The 20,707-nt window shown below is 38.0% G+C and carries 21 protein-coding genes; 18 read left to right on the top strand and 3 right to left on the bottom strand.

The genetic code is table 11. The features are described from left to right. Positions 1-128 precede the first annotated feature (128 nt). Positions 129-1,580 (top strand): ATP-binding protein, encoded by a 1,452-nt coding sequence (locus tag ABD676_RS01705; protein WP_344672942.1) that lies wholly within the window; start codon positions 129-131, stop codon positions 1,578-1,580. Positions 1,581-1,888: 308 nt separating this feature from the next. On the opposite strand, the gene ABD676_RS01700 is transcribed toward ABD676_RS01705, so the two are convergent. Continuing rightward, positions 1,889-2,395 (bottom strand): cupin domain-containing protein, encoded by a 507-nt coding sequence (locus tag ABD676_RS01700; RefSeq protein ID WP_344672941.1) that lies wholly within the window; start codon positions 2,393-2,395, stop codon positions 1,889-1,891. A gap of 109 nt (positions 2,396-2,504) precedes the next feature. Between ABD676_RS01700 and ABD676_RS01695 the strand changes: the two genes are divergently transcribed. From ABD676_RS01695 to ABD676_RS01650, 10 genes are all read left to right on the top strand, one after another. Continuing rightward, positions 2,505-4,739: a helix-turn-helix domain-containing protein gene (locus ABD676_RS01695; protein ID WP_344672940.1), complete on the top strand. Its 2,235-nt coding sequence runs from the start codon at positions 2,505-2,507 to the stop codon at positions 4,737-4,739. 36 nt (positions 4,740-4,775) lie between these two features. Beyond that, entirely contained in the window at positions 4,776-5,006 is a 231-nt protein-coding gene (locus tag ABD676_RS01690) for an AtpZ/AtpI family protein (RefSeq protein ID WP_344672939.1), read from the top strand. Next, positions 4,999-5,403 (top strand): hypothetical protein, encoded by a 405-nt coding sequence (locus tag ABD676_RS01685; RefSeq protein ID WP_344672938.1) that lies wholly within the window; start codon positions 4,999-5,001, stop codon positions 5,401-5,403. The genes ABD676_RS01690 and ABD676_RS01685 overlap by 8 nt, the downstream gene beginning before the upstream one ends. A gap of 87 nt (positions 5,404-5,490) precedes the next feature. Then, positions 5,491-6,588 (top strand): F0F1 ATP synthase subunit A, encoded by a 1,098-nt coding sequence (gene atpB / locus ABD676_RS01680; RefSeq protein WP_344672937.1) that lies wholly within the window; start codon positions 5,491-5,493, stop codon positions 6,586-6,588. A 40-nt stretch (positions 6,589-6,628) separates the two neighbouring features. Continuing rightward, positions 6,629-6,817 (top strand): ATP synthase F0 subunit C, encoded by a 189-nt coding sequence (gene atpE / locus ABD676_RS01675; RefSeq protein WP_021188666.1) that lies wholly within the window; start codon positions 6,629-6,631, stop codon positions 6,815-6,817. A 105-nt stretch (positions 6,818-6,922) separates the two neighbouring features. Beyond that, positions 6,923-7,423 (top strand): F0F1 ATP synthase subunit B, encoded by a 501-nt coding sequence (locus ABD676_RS01670; protein WP_344672936.1) that lies wholly within the window; start codon positions 6,923-6,925, stop codon positions 7,421-7,423. 28 nt (positions 7,424-7,451) lie between these two features. Further along, complete coding sequence (atpH, locus tag ABD676_RS01665; protein ID WP_344672935.1) at positions 7,452-7,997, top strand: ATP synthase F1 subunit delta; 546 nt, start codon at positions 7,452-7,454, stop codon at positions 7,995-7,997. Between the two features lie 59 nt (positions 7,998-8,056). Continuing rightward, the gene (gene atpA, locus ABD676_RS01660) at positions 8,057-9,631 is read left to right on the top strand and encodes a F0F1 ATP synthase subunit alpha (RefSeq protein ID WP_344672934.1); all 1,575 of its coding nucleotides are present in this window, start codon (positions 8,057-8,059) and stop codon (positions 9,629-9,631) included. A gap of 99 nt (positions 9,632-9,730) precedes the next feature. Continuing rightward, positions 9,731-10,609 carry an ATP synthase F1 subunit gamma gene (atpG, locus tag ABD676_RS01655; protein WP_344672933.1) on the top strand — a complete coding sequence of 293 codons (879 nt, stop codon included), beginning with the start codon at positions 9,731-9,733 and terminating at the stop codon, positions 10,607-10,609. Positions 10,610-10,831: 222 nt separating this feature from the next. Then, entirely contained in the window at positions 10,832-11,506 is a 675-nt protein-coding gene (locus ABD676_RS01650; RefSeq protein WP_344672932.1) for a sterol desaturase family protein, read from the top strand. A gap of 67 nt (positions 11,507-11,573) precedes the next feature. Here ABD676_RS01650 and ABD676_RS01645 read toward each other — a convergent pair whose 3' ends face one another. Next, entirely contained in the window at positions 11,574-12,620 is a 1,047-nt protein-coding gene (locus tag ABD676_RS01645) for a 3-oxoacyl-ACP synthase III family protein (RefSeq protein WP_344672931.1), read from the bottom strand. A 68-nt stretch (positions 12,621-12,688) separates the two neighbouring features. On the opposite strand from ABD676_RS01645, the gene ABD676_RS01640 reads away from it, so the two are divergent. The 5 genes from ABD676_RS01640 (at position 12,689) to ABD676_RS01620 (ending at position 18,219) form a co-directional block, all read left to right on the top strand. After that, positions 12,689-12,970 (top strand): ATP-dependent Clp protease adaptor ClpS, encoded by a 282-nt coding sequence (locus ABD676_RS01640; RefSeq protein ID WP_344672930.1) that lies wholly within the window; start codon positions 12,689-12,691, stop codon positions 12,968-12,970. A 75-nt stretch (positions 12,971-13,045) separates the two neighbouring features. Next, positions 13,046-15,556 carry a TonB-dependent receptor gene (locus tag ABD676_RS01635; RefSeq protein ID WP_344672929.1) on the top strand — a complete coding sequence of 837 codons (2,511 nt, stop codon included), beginning with the start codon at positions 13,046-13,048 and terminating at the stop codon, positions 15,554-15,556. Positions 15,557-15,615: 59 nt separating this feature from the next. Continuing rightward, on the top strand, positions 15,616-16,431 hold the full coding sequence (locus tag ABD676_RS01630; protein WP_344672928.1) for a 3-keto-disaccharide hydrolase: 816 nt from the start codon (positions 15,616-15,618) through the stop codon (positions 16,429-16,431). Continuing rightward, positions 16,431-17,540: an SGNH/GDSL hydrolase family protein gene (locus ABD676_RS01625; RefSeq protein WP_344672927.1), complete on the top strand. Its 1,110-nt coding sequence runs from the start codon at positions 16,431-16,433 to the stop codon at positions 17,538-17,540. Before ABD676_RS01630 ends, ABD676_RS01625 begins: the two co-directional genes overlap by 1 nt. A 145-nt stretch (positions 17,541-17,685) precedes the next feature. Further along, a complete protein-coding gene (locus ABD676_RS01620; RefSeq protein WP_344672926.1) occupies positions 17,686-18,219 on the top strand; it encodes a transposase in 534 nt (177 codons plus the stop codon). 91 nt (positions 18,220-18,310) lie between these two features. Here ABD676_RS01620 and ABD676_RS01615 read toward each other — a convergent pair whose 3' ends face one another. Then, the gene (locus ABD676_RS01615; RefSeq protein WP_344672925.1) at positions 18,311-19,012 is read right to left on the bottom strand and encodes a YjjG family noncanonical pyrimidine nucleotidase; all 702 of its coding nucleotides are present in this window, start codon (positions 19,010-19,012) and stop codon (positions 18,311-18,313) included. Between the two features lie 120 nt (positions 19,013-19,132). Here ABD676_RS01615 and ABD676_RS01610 point away from each other — a divergent pair, with 120 nt between their 5' ends. Then, positions 19,133-20,008 (top strand): sensor histidine kinase, encoded by an 876-nt coding sequence (locus ABD676_RS01610; protein ID WP_344672924.1) that lies wholly within the window; start codon positions 19,133-19,135, stop codon positions 20,006-20,008. Continuing rightward, complete coding sequence (locus ABD676_RS01605) at positions 19,998-20,705, top strand: response regulator transcription factor (protein WP_344672923.1); 708 nt, start codon at positions 19,998-20,000, stop codon at positions 20,703-20,705. Before ABD676_RS01610 ends, ABD676_RS01605 begins: the two co-directional genes overlap by 11 nt. Positions 20,706-20,707: the final 2 nt, after the last annotated feature.

Here is a 20,707-nt window from a genome sequence, read left to right as displayed (position 1 = left end):
TCTTGATCGGAGAGAATATTGAAAAACATAGTAAGCTTTATTTATAATGTTTATTTGGTACAAAAATGTAAAAATAAGCATTATGTATAGTGCTTATTTTGTATGTTTATGTATAAATAAGAAGTTTTATGAAAAATTCTCGTCTTATTCCTACAGAAATAATTATTGAACGACTTCAATATGAGAATCCATGGTGGGTTAGTAAAGAGATTCCCTTGATTTATAAAAACATGTTAAGGCGTTTGTATTTTGATTTGTTCTATCCTTTTGTTACAGAAAAGGAAGTTCGTCGAGCTGTTGTACTCATGGGGCCTAGGAGGGTTGGAAAAACAGTGATGTTGTTTCACTGTATCGACCAACTTTTAGCAGATGGAGTAGATGCCCAAAAGATTTTGTTTGTTGGCATTGATAACCCTATCTATATACAGCGGAGTTTAGAAGATATTTTGGTTTTAAGTCAGCGCGCGGTTGGAGTAAAGGATTTGGATGGTTTCTATGTTTTCTTTGATGAAATTCAATATTTAAAGGATTGGGAAAGACATTTGAAGGTTTTGGTGGATAGTTACCCGAACGTAAAGTTCATTGTTTCAGGTTCAGCAGCAGCTGCATTAAAGTGGTATAGTACCGAAAGTGGTGCTGGAAGATTTACTGATTTTATGTTACCACCACTTACTTTTCAAGAATTTATTCATTTGAAAAATAAGAATCATCTAGTACAACAAAGTGTCATTCAATATGATGGTGAATCGATTGCTTACTGGGTGGCACCAAATATTTCTGAATTTAATAAAGAATTCTTGCACTATCTGAACTTTGGTGGGTATCCTGAAGTCGTTTTGTCTGAAACTATTCAAAAGGATATGGGGCGTTATGTGAAGAATGATATTGTAGATATGGTACTCCTGAGGGATCTTCCGAGTTTGTATGGAATTAAAGATGTACAGGAACTTAATCGGTTTTTTACATATCTAGCTTACAATTCAGGAAATGAATTTTCTTATGAGACTATGTCTAAAGAGGGGGCTATTCAAAAGGAAACTTTAAAACGCTATTTGGAGTATTTGGAGTCTGCATTTTTGATAAAGGTGCTCAACAAAGTCGACATTAACGCCAAACGCTTAAAACGCATCACAAGATTTAAGGTATATCTGACTAACCCATCTTTAAGAACAGCTCTATTTTCTCCTGTTAAGGAAAAAGATAAGGAGTTAGGTAATTTGGTTGAAACAGCTATATTATCTCAATGGATGCATAGGGAGAACCTTGATTTAACTTATGCGCGATGGAAAGAAGGTAGATTAGAGGGTGAAGTTGACTTGGTGTTGTTGGATGATAAGATGTTTAAACCCAAATGGGGAGTTGAGATAAAATGGAGTAACAGATATTTTAACTCACCTTGGGAATTGAAGAGCTTAATCACTTTCTGCAAAAGTAATCAGCTTAAAAGTACGATAGTTACGACCATTGATATGTCAGGTACTAAAATCCATGAGGGGATTAATTTTACTTTTCTACCCGCATCGGTTTATGCTTATAATATTGGGGATTATACGCTAAAGACTAAAACAACGGCTTATTAATCTACCTTAAGGTGCTAAGAATAACATATATTGTTATTGAAGATGTATGCCATCCTTTGAAATGAAGGTTTGTAAGGTGTAAAAATAAGGATGTTTTTAGTGCAAAAAATGCTTATTATTACAAAATTGTACTAAATAAGCATTGTCTATAGTGCTTATTTTTACATATTTGATATAAATAAGCATTTTTGTAGAGTTTTTACTTCTTATTTGTACATTTCGATTTAGGAGTCAATATAGGTTTGATAAGCTAAAAAATAAGGCCAACCCTTCGGTTGGCCTTAATATATTTTAATAGGATAATATGCTTATTTGCCGCGTCCGAAGTCGTCTTGTACACGTACGATATCGCTTTCATCGGAAGGGTTAGAAGCGTCGGTATGTTGCCAGATTTCTGCTACCACACCATAGTTTCCAAGGCCTACAAGACGGTGTCTTTCACCTTGGCTTAAACGAATGGTATCTCCTTCTTTTAATATTTTTAACTCATGTTCTTGATCATCAGGACTAGTTACAACACCTACTTCTCCACGGATTACTCTCCAGATTTCTGCTCTGCGGTGATGGTATTGCCAAGAAAGACGTTTGTTAGGTCCTACGATTAGTACTTTTGGACTTAGTTTTCCGGATATCTTCAAATCCTGTACGTCTAAGCCCTCAAAATAAGCATTTGCAAATTCTTGTGCTTGATCTTCATTAATTACAAAAAATCCGCCCCAAGGTCTGTTTTGGTCAACATTTTCAATCTTGAAGCCCTTATCCGCTAATTTTGTTTCAATTTCCTGGAATAAATCGCTTTTATCAATATATGTCATGGTTATTAAGTTTTCTTTCGTGAAGATAATATAACTTTTGTATTAATACAAGGATTTCAAAAAGGGTTTCAGGCTAATAACCCTATATTTGTAGGAATAGAAAATTGATATGTCAACACCTCTAGATAAGCAAAACGAAATCTTTGCACAAGCTGTAGCCTTTGTTAACCAAACTCAACAACCGATATTCCTTACGGGTAAGGCGGGGACTGGTAAAACTACTTTTTTAAAATATATACGCGAGCATAGTTATAAGAAAATGGCAATTACAGCACCTACAGGTGTTGCAGCAATGAATGCTGGCGGTACAACCTTACATGCTTTGTTTTGGTTGCCTTTTGGGACGTTTGTTGAGGATTATCCTTTGCAATGGGGTGATCAAGACCAAAATATTTACAATAAGCATCGTTTGTTCAGTACCATTAAATTGACAAAGAATAGACGAGCAATTCTTCAAGAATTGGAATTGTTAGTCATCGATGAGGTTTCCATGGTTAGAGCTGATACTCTTGATGCTATTGATGTAATCTTGAAAAGTGTTCGTCGGGATATGCGTCCTTTTGGTGGTGTTCAAGTGCTTTTTATTGGTGATCTTTATCAATTACCTCCTGTGGTGCAGGATAGGGAGTGGCAAGTTTTAAGGAACTATTATCAAAGTCCGTTTTTCTTTGAAGCCAAAGTCTTTAAACAACAGCCACCAGTGCTTATAGAATTAAAGAAAATATATCGTCAACAAGACGATCGATTCATTAATCTATTGAATAAGATCCGTAATAATCAGAGTACAGCGGATGATTTGGAAAGTTTAAATAGTCACTTTAAGCCTGACTTTAAAGTGCCTGAAGGAGAACAATACATCACCTTGACCTCGCATAATCGTCTTGCCGATCAGATAAATCAGGAGCAGTTGGAAAGCTTAGATTCTAAGCTATATCAAATTAAATCCATCATTACGGATGACTTTCAGAATAGTCTTTATCCAGTTGATGAGCTGTTAAGTCTTCGTGAAGGGGCGCAGGTCATGTTTATCAAGAACGATATAGGTGAAGATCGCAAGTATTATAATGGAAAAATTGGTACTGTAAAGGAAATCAATATTGACAAACATAAGGTTATTGTTTCTTTTCCAAATGGGGAGGATGATGTGGAAGTGAAAAGAGAGACTTGGGAAAACATTCGGTATTCTTACAATAAGGGAGAGGATAAAATTGAGGAAGAGGTATTAGGTACATTTTCTCAATTCCCATTGCGCTTGGCTTGGGCAATCACCATTCATAAGAGTCAGGGTTTAACTTTTGAAAAGGCTATTATAGATGCGGGGACTTCCTTTGCTGCTGGTCAAGTATATGTGGCTTTGAGTAGACTGACAGGCCTAGAGGGCTTGGTGCTCCGTTCAAAGATTCCGAGTCATGCGATACGTACGGATTATCAGGTATTGAATTTTATGCAACGCATGGAGGCAATTGGCGACCTTTCTCCAATCCTGCAAGAAAGTCGTCGTCGCTATTTGGGACAGATTTTGTTACATAGTTTCCGTTGGCATACTTTAACGGAAGCATTAAATCTTTTGTTAGTAGACCTCGAAGGAAAGAAAATAGAACAGAAAGAGGAGGCCTTAGAAGTATTGCAACAAATGTTGGAAAAACTGAAGGGACAGGAACAGGTAGCCAACAAGTTTATTACCCAATTACATCAGTTATTATCCCAAAAAGAGGATACAGATTATGAGAAGATTTGCGAACGATCTAAGGCTGCGGTTAGTTGGTTTTTACCAAACTTTCAAAAGGATTGTCTGGAACCATTAGAGGCTCATATTGAAGCTTGGCGTGTCAAGAAAAGAACGAAAAAATATATTAGCAATTTAAAGGAATTGCTACTTGATTTTAAACGCAAATTTGAGCAGTTAAAGCATAGTCAAACTATTGCAGAAGAGCTTACTAAGTCGAATTCAGATCTTTCGGATGAACTGTTGAATTGGGAGCGACCAAAAGATGGTGACCTCAAAAGTTCAGATGATGAAAAAGAGAAAGATACCAAGCAAATAACCTTAGAAATGTATTTGGAAGGGTTGGATATTGAGGAAATAGCCCATAAACGAAGCATGGTGAAAGGAACGATTATAGGGCATTTGGTTAATTTTATAGGACATGATATTGAGGCCACTGATTTAATGGATTCCAAGCTATTGGAAGAAGTAATTAATACCATAAAACAGCATCCCGATGCGTCATCCTCAGAGATTAGGCAATTTATGGATCAACGTGTGGAATATACAGAGATCAGCATTGGGAGAAAAGAGTTGGAATTTAGGAAAGAGCAAGATGCTAAACCTCATGTTATTTAATTATATTTGCCTCAATTACCTAAGAAATAGACGCGATTGAAAGACCGAAAGCCAGAAAAAAAGAAGGTTAATAAGTGGTTGGTATTTACCTCCATGCCCTTTCAAATGGGGATAACCATCTATGTTTTCTATTGGCTAGGTACTTTTATGGATAAAAAGTACCAAGTTGAAGGGGAGTGGTGGATGAAAGGGTTGACTATGTTAGGCGTTGTTATTTCACTATATCAATTTATCAGGCAAGTAAACTACATCAACAAAAATGAATAAATACGTATTGTTTATCCTAGTGCTACTGCTACTTACAGGAGTTAGTTTTGGAATACACCATGTTGTATTGCAGAGTAATGATCACGATCATTGGTGGATAGGGACGGGTTATAGTTTAACGGGAATGTATGTTTTTGGTGCCATATCATCGATGGTGATGTTGGCCATATTGGGAGGTATTGACTATGCGATGCCCACTCAGGTCGGATTTGCTTTTTTGGTGGGTATGACCTTGAAAGCAATCGGTAGTTATATTTTCATTCACAATGGGATAAATGTCCTCGAGAATGATTTCATTGAACTGAATTTTTTGGTTGTATTTTTCGTGTATTTACTGTTTGATGCCTTCGTGGCGTATTATCTTGTAAATCAGCAAGAACCAGAACCGTCCAAGTAAATTTTCAAAAAGTTTGAACATTTGTGGACTAATGCGAAAATAAATTGTAATTTTGCGCAAAATTTGTCATAATTCAACATCTTTAAAATGGTGAGTCTTAAGAAAGTACTTTTATTATTTACAGTCGTTTTATTCGCTGTTAATCCTTTTCGTTTAGCTGCTGAAGAGCCACATGCAGAAGGTCATTCAACAGGAAAACCCTCTAGCGCAGAGGAGGTTAATGCTCATATCCAACACCACTTAAAAGACGATTATTTCTTTAACTTCTTCCACAATTCAAAAACTGGTGAGAGCTTTGGTTTCCCACTTCCAGTTATTTTAATTGACAATGGATTACATGTATTCTCCGCTTCGGAGTTTGGTCATGGAGAGAAAGTCGTGGAAAAGGGAGGGAATTATTACAAATATTACCACAGCAAGATCTACAAAACGGATGCTGCAGGTACCATCACTTATGATGAAAAGGGTTTCCCGTCAAACAAGAAACCATTAGATTTCTCGATTACAAAAGCTGTTGTAGGTTTAATTTTAGCCGCGATTCTATTGTTCCTAGGTTTCACTAGTTTAGCAAAAACATATAAAAACGGTGCTAATGCCATTCCTAAAGGAATTGGTCGTGTTTTAGAGCCGCTTGTACTTTATGTACGTGACGAGATGGCTATCCCTAACATCGGACATCGTTACAAAGAATTTATGCCGTACCTATTGTCGGTATTCTTCTTGATTTTCTTGTTGAACATCTTAGGTTTGACACCACTAGGTTTAAACGTTACGGGTAATATCTCAGTAACACTGTGTTTAGCCTTGTTTACTTTTATCATTACGAATTTCAAAGCAAATAAAGATTATTGGAAGCACATTTTTTGGATGCCTGGAGTACCAGTTCCATTCAAGTTTGTATTAGCTCCAATTGAGGTTTTAGGTTTATTCACAAAGCCTTTCTCCTTAATGGTTCGTTTGTTTGCTAACATTACAGCAGGTCACACCGTAGTAATGGGATTAATAGCCGTAGTTTACTTATTGCAACACCAATTAACAGTTCCAGGTTCAATCGGTGTATCAATGGTACTTACCTTATTGTTATTCTTCTTAGAGTTATTGGTTGCTTTCTTGCAGGCGTTTATCTTCACCATGTTATCGTCCCTATTCATTGGTATGGCGGTTGAAGAGCACGCACATCATTAATTAGAATTTTTTTGTTAAATATTTATAAATAAATTTCATTATGTACAATTTAATTGGTGCAGGTTTAATCGTTATCGGTGCAGGTTTAGGTTTAGGTAAAATCGGTGGTTCCGCAATGGAAGCTATCGCTCGTCAACCAGAGGCAGCATCTAAAATTCAAACTGCAATGATCATCATTGGTGCGTTATTGGAAGGTTTAGCATTCGGTGCTTTACTTTTAGGTAAATAAGCCAATCAGATTAAAAGAAATGAACATGGCTTGCAACGGTTGGTTGCAAGTTGTGTTTCTAAAAAAAGACAAAAAATAAAAAATAACACATATAGCATTAAATAAATGGACGCGTTAATACATGATTTTTCCCTAGGTTTGTTCTTCTGGCAAGCGATTATCTTATTGATTGTTATCTTTTTGCTAGGAAAATTTGCTTGGAAGCCTATCGTAAATGCTTTAGAGGAGCGTGAGAAAGGAATTGCTGATGCATTAGCATCTGCTGAGAAAGCAAAACTAGAGATGGCTCGTTTGACTAATGAGAACGAACAGCTATTAAAAGAAGCTCGCGAAGAACGTGATTTGATCTTAAAAGAAGCAAAAGAGCTTAAGGATAAAATCGTTGCTGAAGCGAAAACTGCAGCACATGCTGAAGGAAGCAAAATGATCGAAGAGGCTAGACGCCAAATCGAAGATCAAAAGCTTAAGGCACTAGCTGAAGTTAAGAATCAAGTTTCTGCTTTATCTTTGGATATCGCACGTAAAGTATTGACTAAAGAATTTGAAGACCAAAACAAACAAGAAGCATTAGTTTCTGATTTGTTGAAAGATGTTAAATTAAACTAATTGGTTAACGAATTTTAAGCATTAAACTATGTCAGTTTTTAAAGTAGCCTCCAGATACGCCAAATCCTTAATTGATCTATCCAAAGAAAACAACAATTTGGATCAGGTTAAAGCGGACATGGAAGGTGTAGTAAGTGTGATTAAAGGAAGTACGGAATTACAAGCTGTATTGAATAACCCTATTATCAAGACAGACCGTAAAACGGCTATCTTGAAATCTTTATTTAACGATAAAGTTAAACCAGAGATTTTAGCGTTCTTTCAAATTATGGCTAGAAAAGGTCGTGCTGAATTAATCTATGCTACGGCACAGGAATTTATCCGTGAATATAACGAAGTAAAAGGTATTGTTAAGGCAGAAGTAATTTCTGCTGCTCCTCTTTCGGAGGCTAACCTTCAAGCTTTAAGTCAAACCATCGGTCAGCAGATCAATGCTGATGTAAAACTTACCAATAAAGTTGATGCTTCCCTTATTGGAGGTTTCATCGTTAAAGTTGGTGACAGACAGTTAGATGAGAGTATTCAAGGTAAATTGAATAAGTTAGAAAGACATTTTGCAGTACAAGGCATTTAAGCTTTGTATTGGCGCATGAAGATAAAATAGAATAAAAACCCCTTATACGAATTTAAACAATGATAGAGGTAAGACCAGATGAAGTTTCGGCAATTCTTAGAGAGCAATTGTCAGGCTTTAAGTCAGCGGCCGAATTAGAAGAAGTGGGTACCGTACTTCAAGTAGGTGATGGTATCGCTCGTATTTACGGCTTAACAAAAGTTCAATCAGGAGAGTTGGTTGAGTTCCCTAACGGATTACAAGGTATTGTGATGAACTTAGAAGAAGACAACGTGGGTGTTGTACTTTTAGGTGCATCTGATGAGATCAAAGAAGGAGATACAATTAAACGTACAAACCGTATCGCATCTATTAAAGTAGGTGAAGGTATGTTAGGACGTGTTGTAAACACTTTAGGTCAGCCAATCGATGGTAAAGGACCTATCGTTGGTGAGACATATGAAATGCCAATTGAACGTAAAGCTCCTGGTGTTATCTACCGTCAACCAGTAACTGAGCCATTACAGACTGGTATCAAAGCGATTGATGCGATGATCCCTGTAGGTCGTGGACAGCGTGAGTTGGTAATTGGTGACCGTCAAACAGGTAAAACTGCCGTTTGTATTGACACCATTTTAAATCAAAAAGAATTTTATGATGCTGGTCAACCAGTATTCTGTATATATGTTGCTGTAGGTCAGAAAAACTCTACTGTAGCTAACATCGTTCGCGTGTTAGAAGAAAGAGGAGCAATGCCTTACACGGTTATCGTTTCTGCATCTGCTGCAGATCCTGCACCAATGCAGTTCTACGCGCCAATGGCGGGTGCTGCTATCGGAGAGTTTTTCCGTGATACAGGTCGTCCAGCATTGATCGTATATGATGACTTGTCAAAGCAAGCGGTTGCTTACCGTGAGGTGTCTTTATTATTGAAGCGTCCTCCAGGTCGTGAAGCATATCCAGGAGACGTATTCTATCTTCACTCTCGTTTATTAGAGCGTGCTGCGAAAATCAACTCTTCTGATGATATCGCTCGTAACATGAACGACTTACCTGAGTCTATCAAGCATTTGGTAAAAGGTGGTGGTTCATTAACAGCACTTCCAATTATTGAAACACAAGCAGGAGACGTTTCGGCATATATTCCTACAAACGTTATTTCCATCACTGATGGTCAGATCTTCTTGGAGTCAAACTTATTCAACGCAGGTATTCGTCCAGCGATCAACGTAGGTATCTCGGTATCACGTGTAGGTGGTAATGCGCAGATTAAATCCATGAAGAAAGTTGCTGGTACTTTGAAATTAGATCAAGCGCAATATCGTGAGCTAGAAGCTTTCGCGAAGTTTGGTTCTGATCTAGATGCTGCGACTAAAGCGGTATTAGATAAAGGTATTCGTAACGTACAGATCCTTAAACAAGGACAATACTCTCCAGTAGCAGTAGAAAAGCAAGTTGCTATTATCTATGCAGGTACTAAAGGATTGTTCCGTAATGTTCCAGTAAACAAGGTTAAAGACTTCGAAGAAGAATATTTAACGCAATTGGAGCAACGTCATCCAGAAGTATTATCAGCTTTAAAAGCAGGTAAATTCTCTGATGATTTAACAGACGTATTAGAAAAAGTAGCTAAGGAATTAGCGTCAAAATATTAATTAGACATTAGATATTAGACAAGAGATAATAGACGAAAGCTCTTCAGGGAAATAAAGTCTATTATCTATTGTCTGACGTCTCTTATCTAGAAAGAACATATGGCAAACTTAAAAGAAGTTAGAAACCGGATTACCTCCGTATCCTCTACGCAACAGATTACCAAAGCGATGAAAATGGTATCGGCTGCGAAGTTGAAACGTGCTACCAATGCAATCGTTCAATTGCGTCCATACGCAAACAAATTGAGAGATATCTTGGCACAAGTTTCAGCATCAGTTGAGGGAAATAACTCGCCTTTTACCGAAGATCGTATCCCTACAAAGGTGTTGATCGTTGTGGTTACCTCGAACAGAGGATTGGCGGGTGCTTTTAATGCTAACGCCATTAAGACTGCAAATAATTTGATCGCTAATAAATATGCTGATCAATTTGCACGTGGCGATGTAAGCATTATTGCTATCGGTAAACGTGGTCACGATTTCTTCACCAAGCGCAATTTCTCCGTAATTGGTAATCATAACGATCTTTTCAATAATCTTGATTTTGAAAATGTTTCTAAAGTTACTGACTATGTGATGGAACAGTTTAAAGAAGGTAATATTGACCGTGTTGAGGTGGTTTATAACCAATTCCGCAATGCAGCAGTTCAAATTTTGACTTCAGAGCAAATCTTACCTCTTTTGCCTGAGGAGAAAAATGAAGATGTAGCAGAATTGGATTATATCATCGAACCATCCAAAGAAAAAATTATTGAGGAGCTTATCCCTAAAGCAATCAAAATCCAATTATATAAAGCGGTATTGGATTCTAACGCTTCTGAGCATGGTGCTCGTATGACCGCCATGGATAAAGCAACTGAAAACGCAGGCGACTTATTACGTCAGTTGAAACTATCGTACAACCAAGCACGCCAAGCTGCAATTACAACCGAGTTAACAGAGATTGTTTCCGGTGCAGCTGCACTATCCAATGGATAATTAAGAATTTAAATTGTATAAGGAAAGCCGTGATTTATCACGGCTTTTTTATTTGCCATCAACTATATTCTTGACTATTATCCATTATTTGTCAAATTATTAGTTTTCCTCTTGTCTAGATAGCGCTAATTATTACATTTGTAATCACCAAAGCAAACTATTAGTCTACCTACTTGGTTTGACTATTGGCTACTAATTTAATCATCGTAAGGTTTTTTGAGTATGGCAAAGAAGTTATACGTATCGAATTCTACCGAGTCTTCTCGGATGTTTAAGAATGACTTTTTAGAGTCATTGACAAAAGTACACTGGTCTGTTCCGTTGATATTCTGGATTCCGGTTATTATTTATTTTGAATGGAGAGCATTGGTCCTAGGAGCGCTGTCTGTTGAGACCGTAATAGGGTATTTTTTATTTGGATTGGCATTTTGGACATTGGCCGAATATGTTCTTCACCGTTGGGTATTCCATTATGTACCTAGCTCTAAATTTGGGCAGAGAATCCATTTTATATTTCATGGTGTTCATCATGATTTTCCAAAAGACAGATTGCGTTTGGTAATGCCGCTTTCGGCAAGTATCCCCATGGCGGCAATCATATACTTTATCTTCAGCTGGTTTTTTGGGACTTTTACCTTAGCGGCATTCTTTGGAGGCTTTCTATTTGGATATTTAATCTATGATGAGAGCCACTATGCGATGCACCATGCTAACTTTAAATCAGGATGGTTTAAGAAGATTAAGGACCACCATATGCTACATCATTATGCTGAACCTGATCGAGGATTTGGTGTAAGCTCTGCCATCTGGGATAAGGTGTTTGGATCAGGCTTTAATAAAAAGAAATCGATTAAGACCAATGAGGTGAAATCAGTTAAGATTGAACAACCTTCATAAGTCTATACAAAGAAAGAACCCTTGCTCGAGAGCTAGGGTTCTTTCTTTGTATGGTGAATATAATTCCTTACCATCTGATCAGGGCAGAACCCCATGTAAAGCCTGCACCAAATGCCGCTAAACATACCAGATCACCATCTTTAATCTTACCTTCTTCCCAAGCTTCACACAGTGCAATTGGCACCGATGCAGCCGTTGTATTTCCATATTTTTGGATATTATTAAATACTTGGTCATCGTTAAGACCTAAGGTCTTTTGAACGAATTGCGAGATACGCAAATTCGCCTGGTGGGGTATAAGCATATTGATATCCGTAGATTTCAAGTTGTTTTTAGCTAGCGCTTCACCAATTACCTCTGGAAATTTTACTACTGCCTTTTTAAACACAGCTTGACCATCCATATAAGGGAATGCCGATCCATCCTCCAACATTTCTTTGGTCATCAGCATTTGACCCAATTCTACATCTGGCCATTCAGGCATTTCTTCCAAGTAATAACCTGCAGAAGCACCAGGGTAATACATAGCTAATTTCTCTGCATCAGCACCATCCGAATGCAAGTGTGTACTCAAGATACCTTTACCATCTTCAGTTGTAGGTTGTAGCACAACAGCACCCGCACCATCACCAAAGATGACGGAAACAGCACGGCCTCGAGTAGAGAAATCTAAAGCAAAAGAATGTTTTTCAGAACCTACCACCAAGATGTTTTTATACATTCCGGTTTTGATAAATTGGTCCGCAATGGATAAAGCATATACAAAACCGGAACATTGATTACGAACATCTAATGCACCTACTTCTTTCATTCCCATTTCGCGCTGCAATAATACGCCACAACCAGGGAAATAATAATCTGGAGATAAGGTAGCGAAGATGACAAAGTCAATCTCCTCAGCAGTTGTATTTGCTCTTTCTATGGCAATCTTAGCGGCTTCAACACCCATACTTGTAGTAGTTTCACCAATGCGGTCAGCATATCGACGTTCTTTGATTCCTGTACGCTCTTGGATCCACTCATCGCTCGTTTCCATAAAACGAGTAAGGTCATTGTTGGTATATACATTTTTTGGGACATAGTATCCCAAACCTGCTATTTTTGATTGAAACATAGGGTTATTTTAAGTAAACAATTCAGCTAAATTAAAGAATTATTTGAAAAATAAGCTATTTTTGCCTTATGAGCGTAGAGGTTGAACAGGAAACATTTACCCTAGAGGAGATTTTAGCGGCCACTAAGGAATCCAATAAGTTAATTTTATGGAATGATGAGATCAATACATTCGATCATGTGATCTTCTGTCTGATGCATTATTTGCAATATACCGAAGAGGAGGCATCTAAAATTGCTTGGACTGTTCATACCAAAGGCAAGTGTACCATTTTGGAAGGATCCTATACCGAAATGGAAGTCTATCGGAAGATTCTTAAGTCGGAAGGACTAACTGTCTCCATTGAGTAAAAAACCCTTAAATCCTCGTAATAATGCGGTTACGATAGGTTCTATTACTTATTTAATCTGCACTTTTGCGGATGTATGTCACAATCCTACATTCGTATGTTATTTAAGAAAGTATCCATTTCCCTTATTTTTTTACTCCCTTTATTCGTTTTTGCACAGCAAGCAAATATTACCGGTTCCATCGTTAAACAAGATAGTGTAAGTCCTGCTTCAGGTGCTAGCGTAAGTCTTCTATCGACAACCACCCGTGCTTATTTACGAGGACAGCAAACCAATGCTCAAGGTAACTTCACCATAGAAAACGTTCAAGCAGGAACGTATATCTTGCAAGTTAGTTATGTTGGTTTTCAAACCTATACTCGTGAGAATTTTGTTGTTAAAGCCAATGAGCCCATCAATCTAGGAAAGATTGCCTTGACAGAACAAGGACAGCAGATTTCCGAGGTTGTGGTGCAAGGAAGAATTCCAGATCTGCAAATCGGGATTGATAAGAAAGTATTTGATGTATCCCAAAGTATGGTCTCTGTAGGGGGATCTGCACAAGATTTATTAGGTAATGTTCCTACTTTACAAGTACAGAGCGATGGCTCCATTAGCTTACGAGGCTCTTCCAATGTCCGCATTTTGGTAGACGGTAAAGAATCAGCTATGGCAGGTTCAGATATCAATGCATTCCTGCAGTCATTACCAGCAGATGCGATTGCTAAAGTAGAAATTATGACCAACCCATCCGCAAAACACGATGCCGAAGGTCAGTCTGGAATTGTCAATATCATCCTAAAGAAAAACATCCGTACCGGATTAAATGGTTCTGTAAACGCTTCAGGTGGATCTTATGAGAATGCAAATGCAGGGATAACCTTAAATTATAGACCGGGAAAAGTAAATTATTTCGGAAGTTATAACTTCAGCAGACGCAACATGTTGGGTGGCGGATATACCGATAACACCGATTATATCAATGGTAGTATTTCTCCTGCCAGTCCCAGAACGTATTCTACAGATGATAGCAGACGTCAAGGATACAACCATACCATTCGCCTAGGAACGGATATCTATGCTACGGACAAGACAACCTTTAGCTTAGGTGGAAACTTAAGTTTTCGTGATAATAATCGTACGCAGGACATCAATTATTCGTACTGGAATATTCCGGCATTTGGAGAAAACAGCTTCCGTAAGTCTGCTCAAGAGGAGAAAGACTTTGGTGTGGACTTAACATTTGATTACCGTCAGCAATTTAAAAGAGAAGGCGAGGAATTACTAGGAAACATCTCCTTTGGAGATGATCGTGAAGATGGTACAAACAATTTCCATCAAACCTATGCCAGTAACCGCAAGGACTTGCTTCGTGAGAATACAACCTCAGAGCGTGGTAGAAACTGGAATGTCCAATTAGACTATACACTTCCATTTGCTGAAGACCATAAGTTTGAAGCAGGCTATAGAACGATGATCCGTACTTCTAACGATCATCAGTATTCTGAATTGTTCGATACGTTGAGCAATGCTTTTCTTCCCGATTATAAGGTATCGAATGATTTCGATATGACCAGTACAGTACATGCACTCTATGCCAATTACCAAAAGAAATTGACATCTAAATTTGGTGCACAGGTAGGACTACGTGCTGAACAAGCCTATTTAAATTCTACCTACTATTCTTTAGACCCAGCTGTTCCAGCGGATAAACGTGCTACAGATGGTAATTTGGATTACTTTAGAGTATACCCAAGTGTATTCTTAAGCTATGATGTAGGTCAAGGGCAAGGGGATAAAGTTCAGTTAAGTTATACCCGCCGCGTAGAGCGTCCAAGAGGATGGCAGGTAAATCCATTCTTGGATATTTCTGATGAACAGAATTACCGTCAAGGTAATCCGAATTTAATGCCTCAGGATATTCATGCCTTGGAGTTGAGTTTCTCTAAATTCTATCAAAAATGGAATTTTGTATCATCTGCATACTATCGTCGTGTTAATGACATGTTCCAACCTTTCATTTATCCTTCTGAATTGATAGGTGATATCGTTGGTGACCGTAGTAATATCACCTATTCGAAATGGGAAAATGTAGCTGACAATAATTCTATGGGATTTGAATTGATCTCCAAGGTGAATGTATTCTCATGGTGGGATGTTACAGCGAATGCCAACTTGTTCTACATGAATATTACACCTAAGGCAGATTTTGAAGTTCGTTCAGCATCCAGTTTCAACTACCACGGAAACTTGACAACCAATGTGAAATTCACACCAACATTCTCTGCGCAAGTGAGAGGCGATTACCGCAGTGGCATGAAAACCTTACAAGGTGAAATGAAACCAATGGCAGGAGTAGATTTAGCATTGAGAAAGGACTTATTTAACAATAAAGCCAATATCATGTTGAACGTTAGGGATGCTTTCAATACCCGTAAGTTTGAAATGGAGAACTACCTGGTAGATAAGAAAATTGACTTTTCGCACCGTTGGATGCGTAGAATGTTTACTTTGTCATTTTCATATCGTTTCGGAATTCAGGATGTTAGCAAACGCAAGCGTTCAGAAAATAACGACATGGAGGATATGGGAGGCCAACAATTTTAATTCTTGATATTACGATTTGTTTGCCTAAATTTAGCGCTACAAATAAATCAACTACAACTATGAAAAGAAACTTTGCATTTATTTTAATAGGCGCGATAGGTCTAACCTTTTCGGCATGTGCAAGTAAAAATTCAACAGTATCTAAACAAACAAGTCCGGCTTACGAGCTCAACAATTTATCCAAAGTAAACATCAAGGAATTTAAGAAAAACTCCCAAGGAGCTTATGTTCTATTTGATGGATCATCATTGAAAGGATGGCGTGGCTATAACAAAGACCACGTACCTAGCAAATGGTCTATTGACAAGGGCATGTTGAAATTCAGCAAGAACCCTGGAGGTGCTCAAAAAGCAGAAGGAGGAGACCTTATCTTTGCTCATGACTTTAAAAACTTTGAGTTAGAGTTTGAATGGAAAATCTCTAAAGCTGGTAATTCAGGGGTGTTTTTTTTAGCTAAGGAAGTAAAAGGTCAACCTATTTATGTTTCCAGCCCTGAATATCAATTGCTAGATAACCAAAATCACCCAGATGCTAAAATGGGCGTTGATGGGAATAGAAAGTCGGCATCATTATACGATATGATTCCTGCTAAACCGCAGAACTCTTTTCCTGCAGGTGAATGGAACCGTGCAAAGATTGTAGTGAATAAAGGCAAGGTAACACATTTCCAAAACGACGAGAAGGTGGTAGAATATCAGCTGTGGACTCCTGAATGGACGCAACTGTTACAAGCAAGCAAATTCTCTCAAGCAAAATGGCCTTTAGCATTCGAGTTATTAAATAATGTTGGTGGAAAAAGTAAATCAGGTGTCATTGGATTCCAAGATCATGGAGACGATGTATGGTTGAAAAATATCACTGTAAAAGTATTGTAATGATTAATCTAAAGAAATACAGTAAGGAGAGCTTAATGGGCTCTCTTTTTTTTCTAAGCTTTTTTATTTCTTCAGCACAAGAAATTACCTGGAGAAACCCGCTTACTGAGCAAGTTGTTTTAGGACGCTCTAAGGAGCTTAAAGAGTCCGATGGCTATAATCGTCTACCCGCAGCATTAAAGCAAGATGTAAGAGAGCCTGTATGGTATCTCGGCCAACAAGATGCCGGCGTGTATGTGGAGTTTAGTACACCAGCAGAAAACATCTACGTTCGTTATACGGTGAAAGATAAATTGGAGATGGGCCATATGCCAGCAACTGGTGTGAGTGGATTGGATCTATATGCTCAAGATCCTAAAGATAAATCCTGGAAATGGGCACATGGAAAATTCAGCTTTAAGGATACCATCACCTATAACTTCTTGAATATAGGTTCACACCCTGAATACCAATACAGACTGTATCTGCCACTTTACAACCATGTAAAATGGATGGAAATAGGAACCAAGACCGGAGAAGCGATAAGTTTCAAGTCCAATGAAAAGAAACCCATTGTGGTGTATGGAACATCCATAGCGCAGGGAGCATGTGCCACCCGACCAGGATTAGGTTGGACAAACATGTTAGGGCGTAACTTTGATCAACCAGTTATCAATTTAGCATTTTCAGGAAATGGCAGATTGGAACAACCCATCTTGGACTTAATTAATCGAATGGACCCTGCAGTATATATCTTAGACTGCATCCCAAACCTGGCATTAAAAGGTGCTCGTACAGCTGATACCTTAACCAATTTGATTGAAAATGCAGTAAGGACACTCCGTAAGGATCATCCCAACACGCCAATCATCATGACAGCACACAGCTCCAGCCAATTAAAGGATGTTCTAAACCAACATACCAACGAGGAATTTGCTGCAAGCTCAGCTGTAGCCGAAAAAACGATTAAAAGCCTCATCAAAAAAGGCGATAAAAACCTTTATTGGGTGAGCTCTCAAGACATCGGTATGGATATCAATAGTACCGTAGATTATACCCACCCAAATGATATCGGTATGCAAAAGCTGGCGGATGTGTATACGAAGTTGCTGAAAAAGGTGATGAGGTAGATGACAGAGGAAGGACAACAGATGATAGACTTTTTTGTCAGTTTTTATTGGAGAGATTGAAGGAGAGGTGTCCTGGTTTATTGAGACAAAAGTTAATTTTAAGGTAATATGGAATGGTTAGCTTTACAAAAAGCTAACCATTTTTATGTTTGGAGAATTACCTTTTAGAAAATCAGCAAGAGCAAAGTGGTGGGATTATGATAATTCTGCAAGCTATTTTATTACCATTAATATCAGGGATGCTCATCATGTTTTTGGGATGATTGAAAATGAGCGAATGGTATTATCCGAATTAGGTTTATTAGCTGATCGATATTGGAAAGAAATTGATCAACATAATAAGAATATACGTGTAGATTTATTGCAGATTATGCCAAATCATCTGCATGGAATATTATGGTTAAATAAATGTGAAGGTGATTTGAATACGCGGTCGATGCATGCATCGACCCTACATAAAACCTTAAAATCCCAACATCATCAAATCTCCCCTCCAAAAGAGTCAATCTCTACTGCGATACGATCGTATAAATCTGCTGTCTCTAAGGATGCAAAGATTTATTGTCCAGATTTTAAATGGCAAAGAGGCTTTTTTGATAGAATAATTAGGAACAGTGCTGAATATGAACAGATTAAAGAGAATATTCTAAATAATCCAAAAAAATGGAAATCGATTTGATTTATGGAGCTAAAAACATCAATTTAACTGTAGGGTCGATGCATGCATCGACCGCTTAAAAATATCTCCCTCCAATCCTCTGATGTCTCCCCTAAAATATCCTCTGCAATTCCCCAAGATCTTGAATCATATGTTTCACATCCTTGGGTTTTTCTTGTTGTAGGGGGTTAAAGAAAATCGCTTCCAGTCCGGCGTTCATCGCGCCTCGAACATCGGCATCCAAATTATCACCTATCATGACCGCTTCTTCTTTTTTCGCTTCACCGTTTTGCAGTGCATGTTGAAAAATACGGGGATCAGGTTTGTTGATACCTACAATCTCTGAGATAACAATGGTTTTGAAATAAGGAGACAGGTTGCTGTGTGCCAATTTCTTCTCGCAGGCTTCCTTAAATCCGTTGGAAATTAAGTGCAGCTGATACTTGTCTTGCAAGTAGGCTAGGGTTTCATGCGCATTGGGAAAGAGGTTTGTCTTTGTCGGACAAATCTCCAAGTATTCCTCCTCAAAGGCTTCTGGAAACATGGAAGGATCCACGCCCAATTGACTAAAAGTATCTGCAAAGCGTGCTTTACGAAGAGTTGCTTTGTCGATTTTACCATGGTGATACAAGTTCCACAAACGGTGATTATTAGCCGTATAAGTTTCGATAAAGGAATCCGAAGACTCTTGTTGAAAAAGTTCGCTGAAACTGTACTTACCATAGAGTTCGTGTAAGGTCTCCTCGGCATTGCGGTCAAAATCCCAAATCGTGTGGTCTAGATCGAAAAATAGATGTTGTTTGTCCTTAAACATGCACAAATATACGGGCTTTGTGTAGCAAGCTCAAAAGCTATTCTAAGGCTACTGTCATATTATTTTGGTTGTTTTCTTATCCATCAGTATTTAAGTACATTTGCGGTTGAAATAATACGTATGAAAAAGGCTTTATTCCTATTTTATTTCTTGTTCTTTTACGCCATTACCCAATTGCTTTGGTGGGGATTTGTATTGATCAAATTTGAACCAGACCGTAAAGGTATGATTATAGGAGAAGGCTTAATCTTCTTTCTGATTTTCATTTGGGGGGCATTCCGTTTGAAAAAACATGTCAAACAAGAACATGAATACAATCAACAACAGCAGAATTTTCTATTGGCCATCACCCATGAGCTGAAGTCGCCATTGGCTTCGGTGAAGCTTTATATCCAAACCATCCTAAAACGCGATTTAGATCGTGAGCAACAAAAGGTGTTTTTAGCAAATTCCCTGAAAGATATCGAGCGTTTGGATGATTTAGTAGAGAATGTATTGTTGACTACCAAATTGGAGAATCGTGCCTATCAACTTCCCAAAGAGGTGTTCAATGTTTCTGAATTGATTGCGCAGGTGGTCGACCGATTGCAGAAGAATGCCTGCAAATCGCAGGTTATCAAATTCGATATTCAACCGGATATTGAAATTAAAGCCGATAAATTTGCCATCACCAACGTCATCACCAATCTGATTGAGAATGCCGTAAAATATTCACCACCATGTGCAACAGTCTTTGTCAAGCTTAAAGAGGAGGGTGCAAACCTGCTTTTTTCGGTAGAAGATCATGGTGAAGGGATTCCTGATGAAGAAAAAAAACTTATATTTAATAAGTTTTATCGAGTAGGAAGCGAAGCTACTCGTAAAACTAAAGGTACTGGATTAGGGTTATATATCGTGAAGACAGTATTACAAAAGCACCGTGCTTCCATTCGCGTTAAGGATAATAAACCTTCTGGAAGTATCTTTGAAGTAACATTTGAAAACTATGCAAGCTAAACAACGTATACTACTAGTTGAAGATGAAGAGCATCTTTTGGAAGCCATCAAATTAAATTTGGAGCTTGAAGGCTACCGTGTAACGACAGCTACAGACGGTAAGAAAGCCTTAAAGCTGTTCAAAGAAGAACGCTTTAACCTGATTATCTTGGATGTGATGATCCCTGAGATTGACGGATTCCAAGTGGCTGAAACCATTCGTTTACAGAACTCTGAAGTTCCTATCATGTTCTTGACTGCCAAGAATAGTTCAGAAGACCGTATCACTGGCTTGAAAAAAGGAGCGGATGATTATTTGGTTAAACCATTCAATCTGGAAGAGTTAATCCTGCGTGTGAGCAACCTTATCCGTAGAGGAATGAAGGGTGATGATTTAAAGGAATTAAACTCTTACACCATCGGTGATAAAACCATCTACTTCAATTCTTTTGAATTGCATCATGCTGACGGAACGATTTCTTCTTTAACCAAGAAAGAAACCATGTTGTTGAAGCTGTTGATTGAACGTAGAAATGAAGCCGTATCGCGTGAGCAGATTTTAGAGACAGTGTGGAACTACGATGTTTATCCATCAACACGTACGATCGACAACTTTATCCTTACTTTCCGTAAGTATTTTGAGCCTGATCAGAAACATCCGATCTATTTCCATTCCATCCGTGGTGTAGGGTATAAGTTTACAGATAACCAACACTAAGG

The organism is Sphingobacterium kyonggiense, from assembly GCF_039536825.1.
In the GTDB taxonomy this organism is placed as follows: domain Bacteria; phylum Bacteroidota; class Bacteroidia; order Sphingobacteriales; family Sphingobacteriaceae; genus Sphingobacterium; species Sphingobacterium kyonggiense.
This window is presented reverse-complemented; position numbering and strand designations above follow the sequence as displayed.

Excerpts from the sequence above, each read along its gene's own strand:
- ABD676_RS01630 (WP_344672928.1), top strand. The coding sequence starts at position 15,616 with ATGAAAAGAAACTTTGCATTTATTTTAATAGGCGCGATAGGTCTAACC.
- ABD676_RS01670 (WP_344672936.1), top strand. The coding sequence starts at position 6,923 with ATGGACGCGTTAATACATGATTTTTCCCTAGGTTTGTTCTTCTGGCAA.
- ABD676_RS01645 (WP_344672931.1), bottom strand. The coding sequence starts at position 12,620 with ATGTTTCAATCAAAAATAGCAGGTTTGGGATACTATGTCCCAAAAAAT.
- ABD676_RS01685 (WP_344672938.1), top strand. The coding sequence starts at position 4,999 with ATGAATAAATACGTATTGTTTATCCTAGTGCTACTGCTACTTACAGGA.
- atpB (WP_344672937.1), top strand. The coding sequence starts at position 5,491 with ATGGTGAGTCTTAAGAAAGTACTTTTATTATTTACAGTCGTTTTATTC.
- ABD676_RS01605 (WP_344672923.1), top strand. The coding sequence starts at position 19,998 with ATGCAAGCTAAACAACGTATACTACTAGTTGAAGATGAAGAGCATCTT.
- ABD676_RS01705 (WP_344672942.1), top strand. The coding sequence starts at position 129 with ATGAAAAATTCTCGTCTTATTCCTACAGAAATAATTATTGAACGACTT.
- ABD676_RS01695 (WP_344672940.1), top strand. The coding sequence starts at position 2,505 with ATGTCAACACCTCTAGATAAGCAAAACGAAATCTTTGCACAAGCTGTA.
- atpH (WP_344672935.1), top strand. The coding sequence starts at position 7,452 with ATGTCAGTTTTTAAAGTAGCCTCCAGATACGCCAAATCCTTAATTGAT.
- ABD676_RS01620 (WP_344672926.1), top strand. The coding sequence starts at position 17,686 with ATGTTTGGAGAATTACCTTTTAGAAAATCAGCAAGAGCAAAGTGGTGG.
- ABD676_RS01625 (WP_344672927.1), top strand. The coding sequence starts at position 16,431 with ATGATTAATCTAAAGAAATACAGTAAGGAGAGCTTAATGGGCTCTCTT.
- atpA (WP_344672934.1), top strand. The coding sequence starts at position 8,057 with ATGATAGAGGTAAGACCAGATGAAGTTTCGGCAATTCTTAGAGAGCAA.
- ABD676_RS01635 (WP_344672929.1), top strand. The coding sequence starts at position 13,046 with ATGTCACAATCCTACATTCGTATGTTATTTAAGAAAGTATCCATTTCC.
- ABD676_RS01650 (WP_344672932.1), top strand. The coding sequence starts at position 10,832 with ATGGCAAAGAAGTTATACGTATCGAATTCTACCGAGTCTTCTCGGATG.
- atpG (WP_344672933.1), top strand. The coding sequence starts at position 9,731 with ATGGCAAACTTAAAAGAAGTTAGAAACCGGATTACCTCCGTATCCTCT.
- ABD676_RS01700 (WP_344672941.1), bottom strand. The coding sequence starts at position 2,395 with ATGACATATATTGATAAAAGCGATTTATTCCAGGAAATTGAAACAAAA.
- ABD676_RS01610 (WP_344672924.1), top strand. The coding sequence starts at position 19,133 with ATGAAAAAGGCTTTATTCCTATTTTATTTCTTGTTCTTTTACGCCATT.
- atpE (WP_021188666.1), top strand. The coding sequence starts at position 6,629 with ATGTACAATTTAATTGGTGCAGGTTTAATCGTTATCGGTGCAGGTTTA.
- ABD676_RS01640 (WP_344672930.1), top strand. The coding sequence starts at position 12,689 with ATGAGCGTAGAGGTTGAACAGGAAACATTTACCCTAGAGGAGATTTTA.
- ABD676_RS01615 (WP_344672925.1), bottom strand. The coding sequence starts at position 19,012 with ATGTTTAAGGACAAACAACATCTATTTTTCGATCTAGACCACACGATT.